This window comes from Streptococcus entericus DSM 14446, assembly GCF_000380025.1.
Classification (GTDB): Bacteria; Bacillota; Bacilli; order Lactobacillales; family Streptococcaceae; genus Streptococcus; species Streptococcus entericus.
On the sequence record NZ_KB904156.1, the window covers coordinates 113,187 to 125,588 of the forward strand.

13 protein-coding genes and 1 tRNA gene are annotated in these 12,402 nt (G+C 44.4%); 12 read left to right on the forward strand and 2 right to left on the reverse strand.

Annotation, left to right across the window (positions count from 1 at the left end):
- The first annotated feature begins 408 nt into the window (after positions 1 to 408).
- The 5 genes from A3GW_RS0102040 (at position 409) to A3GW_RS0102060 (ending at position 6,700) form a co-directional block, all read left to right on the forward strand.
- The gene (locus A3GW_RS0102040; protein ID WP_018367659.1) at positions 409 to 1,893 is read left to right on the forward strand and encodes a DUF1846 domain-containing protein; all 1,485 of its coding nucleotides are present in this window, start codon (positions 409 to 411) and stop codon (positions 1,891 to 1,893) included.
- A gap of 197 nt (positions 1,894 to 2,090) precedes the next feature.
- Positions 2,091 to 2,546 carry a tRNA (adenosine(37)-N6)-threonylcarbamoyltransferase complex ATPase subunit type 1 TsaE gene (gene tsaE / locus A3GW_RS0102045; protein ID WP_018367660.1) on the forward strand — a complete coding sequence of 152 codons (456 nt, stop codon included), beginning with the start codon at positions 2,091 to 2,093 and terminating at the stop codon, positions 2,544 to 2,546.
- Positions 2,527 to 3,048, forward strand: a complete 522-nt coding sequence (locus A3GW_RS0102050) for a GNAT family N-acetyltransferase (RefSeq protein WP_018367661.1) — start codon at positions 2,527 to 2,529, stop codon at positions 3,046 to 3,048. Before tsaE ends, A3GW_RS0102050 begins: the two co-directional genes overlap by 20 nt.
- A 3-nt stretch (positions 3,049 to 3,051) precedes the next feature.
- Entirely contained in the window at positions 3,052 to 4,209 is a 1,158-nt protein-coding gene (lytR, locus tag A3GW_RS0102055; RefSeq protein ID WP_018367662.1) for a glycopolymer--peptidoglycan transferase LytR, read from the forward strand.
- Positions 4,210 to 4,450: 241 nt separating this feature from the next.
- Positions 4,451 to 6,700 (forward strand): LPXTG cell wall anchor domain-containing protein, encoded by a 2,250-nt coding sequence (locus A3GW_RS0102060; protein ID WP_018367663.1) that lies wholly within the window; start codon positions 4,451 to 4,453, stop codon positions 6,698 to 6,700.
- Between the two features lie 82 nt (positions 6,701 to 6,782).
- On the opposite strand, the gene A3GW_RS0102065 is transcribed toward A3GW_RS0102060, so the two are convergent.
- Positions 6,783 to 7,082: a hypothetical protein gene (locus tag A3GW_RS0102065; RefSeq protein ID WP_018367664.1), complete on the reverse strand. Its 300-nt coding sequence runs from the start codon at positions 7,080 to 7,082 to the stop codon at positions 6,783 to 6,785.
- Position 7,083: 1 nt separating this feature from the next.
- Complete coding sequence (locus A3GW_RS0102070; RefSeq protein ID WP_018367665.1) at positions 7,084 to 7,500, reverse strand: HIT family protein; 417 nt, start codon at positions 7,498 to 7,500, stop codon at positions 7,084 to 7,086.
- A gap of 73 nt (positions 7,501 to 7,573) precedes the next feature.
- Between A3GW_RS0102070 and A3GW_RS0102075 the strand changes: the two genes are divergently transcribed.
- From A3GW_RS0102075 to A3GW_RS0102105, 7 genes are all read left to right on the forward strand, one after another.
- Complete coding sequence (locus A3GW_RS0102075; protein ID WP_018367666.1) at positions 7,574 to 8,299, forward strand: ABC transporter ATP-binding protein; 726 nt, start codon at positions 7,574 to 7,576, stop codon at positions 8,297 to 8,299.
- A 1-nt stretch (position 8,300) separates the two neighbouring features.
- Positions 8,301 to 9,353 carry an ABC transporter permease gene (locus A3GW_RS0102080; protein ID WP_018367667.1) on the forward strand — a complete coding sequence of 351 codons (1,053 nt, stop codon included), beginning with the start codon at positions 8,301 to 8,303 and terminating at the stop codon, positions 9,351 to 9,353.
- Between the two features lie 10 nt (positions 9,354 to 9,363).
- Complete coding sequence (gene ccrZ / locus A3GW_RS0102085) at positions 9,364 to 10,170, forward strand: cell cycle regulator CcrZ (protein WP_040798311.1); 807 nt, start codon at positions 9,364 to 9,366, stop codon at positions 10,168 to 10,170.
- Positions 10,170 to 10,823 (forward strand): tRNA (guanosine(46)-N7)-methyltransferase TrmB, encoded by a 654-nt coding sequence (gene trmB / locus A3GW_RS0102090; protein ID WP_018367669.1) that lies wholly within the window; start codon positions 10,170 to 10,172, stop codon positions 10,821 to 10,823. The genes ccrZ and trmB overlap by 1 nt, the downstream gene beginning before the upstream one ends.
- Positions 10,824 to 10,879: 56 nt before the next feature.
- Positions 10,880 to 10,966, forward strand: a tRNA-Ser gene (locus A3GW_RS0102095).
- 182 nt (positions 10,967 to 11,148) lie between these two features.
- On the forward strand, positions 11,149 to 11,937 hold the full coding sequence (locus tag A3GW_RS0102100) for a TatD family hydrolase (protein ID WP_040798336.1): 789 nt from the start codon (positions 11,149 to 11,151) through the stop codon (positions 11,935 to 11,937).
- On the forward strand, positions 11,930 to 12,391 hold the full coding sequence (locus A3GW_RS0102105) for a hypothetical protein (protein WP_018367671.1): 462 nt from the start codon (positions 11,930 to 11,932) through the stop codon (positions 12,389 to 12,391). The genes A3GW_RS0102100 and A3GW_RS0102105 overlap by 8 nt, the downstream gene beginning before the upstream one ends.
- Positions 12,392 to 12,402: the final 11 nt, after the last annotated feature.

The following is a 12,402-nucleotide window of genomic DNA, read 5'->3' on the forward strand; positions in this document are numbered from 1 at the left end:
ATTATAAAGGTGGAGTGGCGGAGAGTTAAAGTAGCCCTGAACAGCTCATTAGGCACTTTAGTGCAAATGAGCCACTAGTAGTGCGAGCCTAGGTGGTTGACAATCCTGATAGGTAAGATAATTTGATTCTATTTATGATGATAGCCCTGACAACTATAGCGAGTTTTACTCGTTTTCTCAGTTACCTTAAGCAGTCATCTGACGTTCTTATTTCACGGTTTGCTCCTTTAACAGTCGCTTCACTGACTGTAAACGTAAGCGTCATGTGGAGGTGTGGGAAGGCAGCATCACGTTCTCACGAATGACCGATTGGGTGTTATTATCGGTTTTTGCTTGACAAGCTCAGCTTATATTTGCTAGAATATCTTTTTTATGACCATCACTTTTTTATAACACAGGAGGAAGAACATGATACGCAAGGCTTTTGATTCGGAAAAATACCTCAGTTTGCAACGTGACCACATCTTGGAGCGAATCAGTCAGTTTGAAGGCAAACTTTACCTAGAGTTTGGTGGTAAAATGCTGGAAGACTTCCATGCGGCTCGTGTCTTGCCTGGTTATGAACCTGATAATAAAATCAAACTCCTACACGAACTGCGTGAGCAGGTAGAAATTGTTATTGCCATCAATGCAAACAATATCGAGCATTCCAAGGCACGCGGTGATTTGGGGATTTCTTATGACCAAGAGGTCTTTCGTCTGATTGACAAGTTTAATGACCTTGACCTCTTTGTTGGGTCTGTCGTTATTACTCAATATGCCGGTCAGCCTGCAGCAGATGCTTTCCGCCATAGCCTGACTAAACACGGCATATCATCTTACCTTCACTACCCGATTAAGGGCTATCCGACAGACATTGACCACATTATGTCAGCAGAAGGGATGGGAAAAAACGACTACATTCAGACCAGTCGCAACCTCATCGTTGTGACGGCGCCGGGTCCTGGTTCAGGAAAATTGGCGACCTGCATCTCCCAGCTTTACCATGACCAACTCAATGGTGTTAGCTCAGGATACGCCAAATTTGAAACCTTCCCTGTTTGGAACTTGCCTCTTCATCACCCAGTAAACTTGGCTTATGAAGCTGCAACAGCTGACCTTGATGACGTCAACATGATTGATCCTTTTCACTTGGAAACTTACGGGAAGACAACGGTCAATTATAACCGTGACATCGAGATTTTCCCAGTGGTCAAGCGCATGTTAGAGCGGATTCTTGGCAAATCTCCGTATGCCTCTCCGACAGATATGGGTGTTAATATGGTTGGTTTTGCCATTACTGATAACGATGCTGCTGTTGAGGCGTCAAAACAAGAGATTATCCGTCGCTATTACCAGACCTTGGTTGACTTCAAGGCAGAACGAGTGAGCGAGGTAGCTGTCAAGAAGATTGAGTTCTTGATGAACGACCTCGGTATCACGCCAGCAGACCGCCAGGTAACCCTGGTTGCCAGAGAAAAGGCGGAACTGACAGGCGATGCTGCCCTAGCGCTTGAATTGCCAAATGGTCAGACGGTCACTGGTAAGACCTCCGATTTGTTCGGACCAACAGCTGCTGTTTTGGTAAATGCCATCAAAGCCTTAGCAGGTATTGACAAGCAAACGCACCTGATTGAACCTGATTATGTAACGCCAATCCAAGGCTTAAAAATCAATCACTTAGGCAACCGAAACCCCCGCCTGCACTCTTCTGAATTATTGATTGCCCTAGCGATTACAGCGCGCAACAGTCCAGAAGCCCATCGTGCCATGCAGGAATTAGGCAACTTACAAGGCAGCGAGGTACACTCAACAGTAATCTTGCCTGAAGAGGATAAAAATGTCCTCCGTAAGTTGGGCATCAATGTCACTGTCGACCCAATCTACTCACGTCAAAAACTTTACCGCCGTTAGACGAGCAAAGCTAGACGACTATCTGAAAAAGATTTTAGAAGACGGTTTTCAAAATGTCATCGTAGAGGTTAAGAAGCTCTCAACTCGTCAGCTGGTCTTGACATGCTAAAATCGACGACTAGTGCCTGCTTGGCTTGGCAAAAGGAACAAAAAGAAAAATAGTTGGTTCGCCAGCTATTTTTTGCTATAATAGACCTATGTTTTATACTGAAAATGAAGAAGAACTCATGGCACTGGGGGAACGGTTAGCCAAGCATCTTGACGCTGGTCAAGTGATTTTACTGACTGGCGAGCTGGGAGCTGGCAAAACCACCCTGACCAAGGGCTTAGCCAAAGGGCTAGGAATCACGCAGATGGTAAAAAGCCCGACTTATACCTTGGTCCGCACCTATGAGGGACGACTGCCCCTCAACCACTTAGACATCTATCGTCTCGGTGATGACCCAGACAGTATCGACATCGACGAGTTTCTCTACAGCGACGGTGTAACCGTCATCGAGTGGGGCAGGCTTTTACCGAGTGACGCGATTGAGGACTACCTGGAGCTGGTTATTGAGCGCCGTGACCATGGCAGACAGGTGAGCTTAGCGGCTTTTGGCCAGCGGTCTCAGGCGCTTTTGGAGGATTTTGAAAATGGCAGAGCAGACGATTAGCTTTCGTGAAGCCAGCGGACAAGATGCGGCTGCTTTTTTGGAATTTATGGCTCAAGTCGCAACAGAGACCGATTATCTGGTCATGGATGACAGTGGCTTGTCCCAGTCTGTTGAGCAAATGGCCGACACCTTAGATAAGTTCTATCGTGCCAATGACCAGTTTTGTTTACTGGCTTTAGTAGATGACCAGTTAATTGGCGCCTTGACCGTTAGAACAGCTCCACAGTCCAAACTAAACCATATCGGGCATCTCTTTTTGGCTGTTCATAAACCCTACTGGGGACATGGCCTGGGACGCCTGATGTTAGAGGAAGCTATTGACTGGGCAGAGCAAGAGGGCGTGTTAGCCAGATTAGAATTAACCGTGCAGGTCAGAAATGACCGTGCCACTCGCCTTTACCAACATTTGGGATTTGAAATTGAAGGAACGAAACAACGAGGAGCCGTTTCCGCTACAGGCGACTTTCTGGACGTTTACATGATGGCAAAAATGATAGGATAACTAATGAGTATTGGGAAAAAAATTGCCCTGATGTTGACAGGGATTATCACTGTGACAGCTATTGCGGTCGGTTTGTATCTGACCACAGCCTATTCGTTTTCAACCAACGAGCTGTCCAAAACCTTTAAAAACTATCGGCAAGATAGCATACAAAGCACGGCGATTGCGGATACCAAACCGTTTTCAGTGCTTTTGATGGGGGTAGATACTGGCTCAGGCTCTCGTGAGGACAGATGGCAAGGGCAGAGCGATTCGATGATTTTGGTCACCGTTAACCCTCAGACCAACACTACAACCCTGACCAGTCTGGAGCGAGATACGTTGGTCGATTTGCTAGATGAAACTGGTGAACCTCTCGGGACAAAAACTAAGTTAAATGCCGCCTATGCCTATGGAGGTGCACCGATGGCCATCAAGACAGTGGAGGGCTTGATGGATATTCGGATCGATTATTACATGCAAATCAATATGCAGGGGCTGGTTGATTTGGTCAATGCTGTTGGTGGCATCACCGTGACCAATTCGTTTGATTTTCCGATTCGTATCGATGAGTGGGAACCTGAATACACTTCAAGCGTTGAACCAGGAACGCACAAAGTCAACGGGGATCAAGCCTTGGTCTACGCCCGCATGCGCTACGATGACCCAGAAGGGGACTACGGTCGCCAACGGCGCCAACGTGAAGTTATCCAAAAACTCGTTTCCAAACTACTAGCGCTCAATAGCTTGAGTAGCTACCGTAGCATTTTGACCGCTGTCAGCAAAAACATGCAAACTGACATCCTGTTAACACCACAGACGATTCCTGACTTGTTGGCTTATCGTCAAGCGATTAGTAACTTGCAAACTTATCAGTTGCATGGCGAGGATGCCATGGTTGATGAGGTTAGCTATCAAGCCGTAACTAGAGAGCATCTGCTTGAGACCCAAAATCGAATTAAGCGTGAACTAGGACTACCAGAAAACCAAGACCTGACGACAATAGCTGTACTTTACGAAGACATCTATGGCATGTCCCCAGAGGTTTCAACAACTTATCAAGACACTACTTCCCCTACTCCCTCGGTTGATTATAATGACCCCTCTAGTCAATCAGAAAGCTCAGCGCCTCTAAATCCAGCATTTGGAAGTCAGTCATCAGGAGACACAACCTCGGATTAGCTAATCAGAAAATGATTTATTATAAGAGAAGACTAACAGGTCTCCTCTTTTTTATTAGACGACATTGTCTCTGTTCAGCCACCAAAAACCGCAGTTGTTGAAAAGTGTAAAAATAAAGAAAACTTAAGCAAACCTTAAATGTACGACAACAATATTAATCTAGATTGATAATACAATAGCACTGTGATATACTAGTAAGGTAAATTAGGAACCTGAGAAGTAGGTTTAGAAAGAGGTATATATGTCTTCACGTAAGATTACAAAAGTTTGTCGTCTAGCTCTAGCCACTGCACTACTAGCAGGAACGCTATCAACAGCCACACCTGTTTGGGCTGATACTTCAGAAGCAGTTCGGAAGTTGACAGAAGTAGTTAAAGATAAGAACTTTGAAGAGAGACAAGTTAGCGCTATCCTTCAAAAATTTAGCATTGATGAATTGAAAAATGCAGCTAAAGTAGCAAACGGACTTGATATTCTTGTTAGAAATGATACGGAAGCCAAGGTCAAGTTGTATAGATTGGTTTTAGAAGAATTTGGAAGACGTCACCTTAGCGAAGGAAATCGAGCTGACCTTGAAGAGATAATACTTCAACAAGAAAAGCAGATTGAAGAACTGAAAGAGAAGTCGAACGAACAGATTGAAATTATCAAAGAACGAATTGGAGAGAACCAAAAGTTAGTTGATAGGCTCCGAGAAATCTATACAGATAATGAAAAATTGCAACGAGAAAAAGCTGGTTTAGAAGCCCAACTTGGAGAAAGGGACTCAGAAAAGAAAACTCGGCAATTACAAGATGAATTACAACAGGTGAAAAATGAGTTAGAAGAAAATGCGAAAAAGGCCAAGCAGCTAGAAGAAGAACTTGCCAAACAGCAAGTTGAGCAAAACCGATCTGATGAACAGGTGAAACGCTTACAAAATGAAAAAACTAACCTTAGTCATGAGAAGCAAAAACTGGAGTCTGATAAAAACAAACTCGAGGAACGCGTTCGAGCCATTGGTGATGAAAAACAAGCACTTCAAGAAGAACATAGAGACACCCTAGCACAATTAGAGAAGTTGCAAGAACAAAAAGATGATTTAGAGCTTCAAAACAACAACAAGAAAAGTGTAATAAGCACTCTGGAAACACAGGTAAAGAATCTGGAAACAGAAAAACAGAAATTAAAAGAAGCTCTGAAAGATAAACCTGACGGGGAAGCTCAACTTGAAAACATGAAGCTTAAAGAAGAGCAGGAGCGTCTAAGTGCAGAAAAAGACCGCTTAACCGCAGAACTTGAGCAGGAAAGGGCAAACCAAGCCAATCTGAATAAACAACTAGCCGATAGTCAGACAGAAATCGACAAGAAATCATCAGAAGTAGACACGTTGAAACAAAAAGAGCAGACCCTATTAGATGAAAAAGCTGATTTGGAAACTAAGAAAGCTCAGTTAGAGACTGATAAAGCTGAACTAGAAAACAAAGTCAAGTCACTTGAAGAACAGTTAGCTAAAAAACCTCAGCCAAATGAGCAAATGTCTGAGCAAGACCAGCAAAAACTTGAGGACTTGCAGAAACAATTGGCAGACTTAGAGGGTAAGAACGAAGACTTGATGACTCAAAAGTCTAACTTGGAAAAGCAACTGCAATCTAAAGATGACGAAATTGCTAAGCAAAAAGCAGATAAAGCAGACTTAGAACGTCGCTTGTCTGAAAACCAAGACAAGTTACAGAAGTTGCAGTCAGAGCATGATCAATTAGCGGATAAACTTAAAAAATCTCAAGATACCGTAAAACAATTAGAGGAAGAACTTGCTAAGTTAGCCCAAGAAAATCGTGACCTTAAAAAGCTCTTATCAGAGCCACAAGCAAATGGACAGGAGTTGCAAGCTGAAAAAGACCGACTGATTGAAAAACTTAAACAATCAGAAGCTCTGGTTGATAAATTGCAGAAAGAATTTGCAGAGCTGAAAAAACCAGATGATAGGATGGAGCAACCGAAAGCTGAGCAACCTAAAGTACCAAATTCTGAAGGTGAAAAACCAAAAGAAAAAGAAGAGCAAATCAAACCGCTCTTGCCTGTCGAGCCTGAAAAACAGCCTGAATCAGACAAGAAAATAACTGATAAAATCGAACCTTTGATCAATGAAGATAAACCACAGTTTGAACTCGATAAAGATCATGATGGTGATGGGCATACTAGTCGTAGTGAGCTGGATGCCGGTACTAATCCATTAGATTCAGCATCTGTCCCACGACTGATGCATAATCAAAATATGCCGAAACCTGATAAAAGGATGGTTAAAGCTGACCCTGTGGTTAAATCAAGCGATAAGCAGCGGACAGTTGTGCCTGCCACCCAAGCAGCGCCTATGCCTAAGTCAACAGACAAAGGCATGAATAAACAGTTACCAAATACCGGTACTACTTCAACTGATTTGTTGCAATACCTCGGCTTATTGACTGGATTCACAGGACTTCTTGCTTATTCAAGAAAAAGAAAAAACTAATCTCAAAGCTTGAACAAGAGATGATAAATACAATAAACCGAGCTGGAAACGGCTCGGTTTTCGTGTGTGATCGTGTTGTTGACTAGTCCTCTTTTTTCTGATATTTGGCTAAAATGTTCTGGATAGCCACAAGATGTGGTTTGCTTTCTTCTTGAAATAGGCGGAGCTTGTAGTTGATGTCTTTGCTGAATTGATTCAGCGCTGGCAGGCTATTTTGAACATTTGTGACATCTGCTTTTACTTGGTCAAGCTTGTCTTGACTGTCGGTTAGAGCAACTCTAGCCTTGGTTAGTTGTTTAATCAGTCTGACTCGGTTCTGGTAAAGTTGATAACCAGTTCCTGTCAGCACAGACAGCCAAAGAAGTGAACGGAGTCTTTTCATCTTAGTTGACCTCCTGTTGGATGTGCTTGGCCAGCTCTGCTATTTTCCCAAAATCAGGCTCGTTTTGAACAAAGCGAATGTCCAAACCATCACCGGCCGCAAATCGTGGCAAGAGGTGGATATGGGCGTGAAAGACCGTCTGACCTGCAGCCTCCTCACTGTTGTTGATCAGGTTGATGCCGTCTGCGCCTGTTGCCTTGACCAAGGCTTGCGCCAGTTTTGGTACGACCCCAAAGACCTGACGAGCAGTGTCAGCGCTCATGTCGATAAGATTTTTGCAGTGCTGTTTAGGGATAATCAGCGTATGCCCAGGGGTTACTTGAGTGATATCAAGAAATACCAGTACCTTTTCGTCCTCATAAATCTGACTTGAGGGGATGGCGCCTGAAACGATTTGGCAAAAAATACAGTCTGTCATGGGTTGAAACCTCCTAAAATAGCTAAATTTTGTTATACTTAATACAAGTATAGCAAAGAAAGAGAGAAAAGTCTTGTTACGGGTTGAAAACATCACAGGTGGATATCATCATCTGCCGGTCTTAACAGAAGTGAGTTTTGAGGTCAAGAGTGGCGAACTGGTCGGTCTCATTGGTCTAAATGGGGCTGGGAAGTCAACGACGATTAAGGAAATTATCGGTCTCTTACGTCCAGACAAGGGTAGGATTAGTCTAGGTGGTCTGACCTTGGCCGATGATGCCATAGCTTATCGGAAAAAAATTGGCTTTATTCCTGAGAGTCCGAGTTTATACAACGAATTGACCCTTCGGGAGCATTTAGAGACAGTAGCCCTGGCTTATGATTTGCCTATCGAGCTAGTCATGACAAGGGCGGAGGGTTTGTTGACCCTGTTTCGTTTATCGGATAAATTGGACTGGTTTCCCACTGATTTTTCAAAGGGGATGCAGCAAAAAGTCATGCTGATTTGTGCCTTTGTGGTAGAGCCAGAGTTGTTTATCATTGATGAACCCTTTTTAGGGCTTGATCCTCAGGCAATTGCTGATTTGATGACCTTGCTAGCAGAGCAAAAAGCAGCTGGGAAAGCGATTTTGATGAGCACCCATGTTTTGGACACAGCGGAGCGCATCTGTGACCGTTTTGTGCTCCTTCACCAGGGACGCGTGCTGGCCCAGGGCAGTCTTGCTGACTTGCGGGAACAGTTTGGGGATCATCAGGCTAGCCTTAACAGCATGTATTTGCATTGGACGAGGGAGGCCTGAGATGAGGGAACTCTTTGAAGAACGGCGTCGTTCCTTTTATCAGCGCCTAGCCACTTATCTGCCTTACGTTTTCAATGACCATTTTGTTTTGGTCCTCATGGTTGGGTTGGGGGTTCTGCTCTATCAGTACCGAGAATTGTTGAATAATCCGCCGAGTTCCTCGTTTTGGCTCTATGGGCTCTTCTGCGTCTTCGGGCTTGGTTTACTTAGTGTTGGGCAGGTGGCGACCTACATCTTGCCCCCGGATCGCCATTACCTCTTAACTAAGGAGACTGTTTTGGTCGGTTTGGTTAAGGAGGCCAATCGCAGAGCTGCTCTCTTTGGAAGTCTTGTTCAACTGGCTGGGTGGTGCTTGCTCTATCCTTTGCTTCATCAGCTGGGCTGGTCAGTCTGGAGCTTTATCGCATTTTTGATTGTCGTGACGCTGGTTAAGTTAATTCTTGCCAATCGTCGCTTGATGAGGCTTGGTCGTCAAAATGGTCTTGACTGGGATAAACTGGTAACAACTGAAGCACAGCGACAACAGCGCCTCTTGCAGTTTTTTGCCCTCTTTACCAATGTCAAAGGCATCACCAGTAGTGTGAAAAAACGCCCCTACCTTAATGTTTTGAATAGATTTGCTCCAAAAGGGCAAGGAAAGCTGTATCATCAGCTGTTCTGGCGAGCCTTTTTACGCAGTGGTGACTATCTGGGATTGTTTTTGCGGTTGACAGGATTAGCCATGCTCAGTTTATTTGGGGTGTCTAGTCCCTATCTGGGGGCAGGTCTGGCTGGTATGTTAAACTTTTTACTGAGTTTTCAACTGTTAGCTTTGTCCAATCACTATGACCATCACTATTTGCTAAAGGTAATGCCTCTAGCAGGTTTTGGTCAGAAAACGGCCCTGCTCTGGCTGATACGGCGACTAAGTCTGGTAGCGCTTCTGATTGAGCTGCCTTTTGCCAAAACATGGTCTGCCGCTCTGCTATTAACCGCCATCAACGTGGTAGTCCTCTATGCCTACATGCCTCATAAAGCAGAACGAATGATTGACGAGACGGCTCAAAACAGGTAAAATAAATAAGATGGAAATAAGGAGAAATCTTGTGACAAACGATAAAGAGTTAACATTAACCCCTTTGAAAGGTAAGAGCGGGCAAGCTTTTCTAGGAACTTATCCCAATGGGGATCGGGTGTTTGTGAAGATGAATACGACCCCAATCTTAGCCGCTTTGGCTAAGGAACAAATTGCGCCCCATCTCTTGTGGACCAAACGGACACCAAACGGTGATACCATGAGTGTACAGGAGTGGTTGGACGGTAGGCTGTTGGAGCGCGCCGACATGACGAGCAAGCAGATTGCGCAAATTTTAGCACGTCTGCACCAGTCAAAACAACTCCGCAATCAGCTGTTACAGCTTAATTACCGCATCGAAAACCCTTATGACTTGTTAGCAGAGTGGGAAAAAAATGCTCCGCTCCAATTAAGAGAAAATTCTTACCTTCAGACCATTGTTCAAGAATTGAAGCGTCAACTGCCAGACTTCAAAGCCGATTTGGCAACAATTGTTCACGGTGATGTGAGACACACGAACTGGGTGATTACAACCAGTGGCATGATTTACCTGGTAGATTGGGATTCAGTGAGGTTGACTGATCGTATGTACGATGTTGCCCAGATTCTTAGTCACTATGTGCCAAAAGCGCATTGGCAGGAATGGCTGGTTTATTACGGTTACAAGTACAACGATTTAGTGCTTAATAAATTTTATTGGTATGGGCAATTTTCTTATCTGTCTCAGATTTTAACCTTTTTTGAGTTGAGAGAGATGGATAAGGTCAATCAAGAAATCTACGACCTTCGCCAATTTAGAAATGGAATCAAAAACTGATGCGTGTCAGAAATCGAAAAGGAGCAGCGGAGTATTTAGCTGCCAACCCACAGTACGTTATCCTCAACCCTGAAGATAGCAAGGGCAAATGGCGTCAGGTGTTTGGGAATAATCATCCGATTCATATCGAGGTTGGTTCTGGTAAGGGACGATTTATCACAGGTATGGCTGCCCAAAACCCTGATATTAACTATATCGGCATTGATGTTCAGCTCTCAGTGCTTAGCTATGCTTTAGACAAGGTCTTAGAGAGCGGTTTGCCTAATATCAAGCTCTTGCGTGTTGATGGGTCCAGCCTGACCAATTACTTTGAGGCCGGAGAAATTGACTTGCTCTACCTTAACTTTAGTGACCCTTGGCCAAAAACACGCCACGAGAAACGGCGCTTGACCTACAGGAGCTTTTTGGAAACGTTTGAGCAGATTTTGCCACCTGGCGGTGAAATTCACTTCAAAACAGACAATCGTGGGCTCTTTGAGTATAGTTTGGCGAGCATGTCTCAGTATGGTATGGTACTCAATCAGGTTTGGTTGGACCTACATGCCAGTGATTATGAAGGCAATGTTATGACCGAGTATGAGGAAAAATTTTCCAAAAAAGGTCAGGTCATCTACCGCCTAGAAGCACAGTTTGACAAGCCCAAAAAAGTATGATAGACTAATGAGGTAGTTTTAGCGATACAATATGGTCGCAAGACTATCTTGCTTATGGAGAGGTCGCATAGTGGCCGAGTGCGCTGGCTTGGAAAGCTAGTAGTCCTTAACGGGGCTCGGGGGTTCGAATCCCCTCCTCTCCTTTTTAACCCCTTGATAAATCAAGGGGTTCCAGAGATGACCACAATAATATGATAAACTCCTTCGCAAAATGACAGCGAAGGAGTTTATTGTTGATGGTTATCGTCAGGTGAATGCCAACTGTTTATCGTGTGACGACGCTGACTTCCTTTTTATTTACCTGCAAATATGGTACAATAAGCCTATGACATTAGAAATCTTTGACACCCACACCCATCTCAACGTGCCGACCTTTGATGGACGTGTGGCAGACGAATTAGCATTGGCAAAAGAGCTGGGCGTAACCACCCACAACGTGGTCGGTTTTGACCAGCCGACCATCGAGCGAGCCATTGAGTTGGCGGATCAGCACCTTGAGATTTACCTGACCTTGGGCTGGCACCCGACGGAAGCTGGCAGCTACACCGATGATACTGAGGCTTTTTTGCGTGATAAGCTCCGTCACCCCAAGGTCATCGCGCTTGGCGAGATTGGGCTGGATTATTACTGGATGGAGGATCCTAAGGACGTGCAGGAAGCTGTCTTTCGCCGCCAGATTCAGCTCTCCAAAGAGCTGGATTTGCCCTTTGTGGTCCACACGCGAGACGCCTTGGAGGACACGCTGACCATCATTGAAAGTGAGGGTGTTGGCCCTCGTGGTGGCATTATGCACTCTTACTCGGGCTCTTGGGAAATGGCAGAGCGCTTCATCGAGCTAGGGATGATGATTTCTTTGTCAGGCGTGGTCACCTTTAAGAAGTCTATTGAGCTGCACGAAGTCGCGAAAAAAATCCCTCTTGATAAGTTACTCGTCGAAACAGATGCTCCATACCTAGCCCCAGTCCCTAAACGTGGTAAGGAAAACAAGACGGCCTACACCAGATACGTTGTGGACTATATCGCAGAACTCAGAGGCATGACCAGCGAAGAGGTCGCACGCATCACGACAGAAAATGCGAAGAGGTTTTTCGGATTGGAAGTGAACGATGATTGAGGCACTGGCTGTTTTATCTTCGGAATTAAGAGCAAGGTTGGATATTGAGGCGACAAAACGAGAAAATACTTATCTCCAGAAAGAAGGGATTGATTATTTTTACTCATCGCCCCTTAATTATGATGTTGTAGCTTATGTTGCTAGAGATATTTCAACCCTTTTTGAAGTTATTACAGAATTATCGACAACTAGCCTCGAGGGCCATGTTCTAGAACAAACATCAGGCTTAGTTCCGTTTTTTGAGACAATATTGAGTGGTTGTGATAAGGAAATTTTTAATCAATTATTTTTTAATTTCTTTGATAGAATGGCAAATGGAAGGCCAAGCTGTCTAACACTCCAAAGAGACCAACAAGACTTTCTTTTTCTGGAGCCGTACTGTCTATTTGGGGGGTGTCGCATTTTGGAATATGAAGATTACTATATACTTTTTACAGTTTCGATTTATGATTAGAGGTAAGGGAG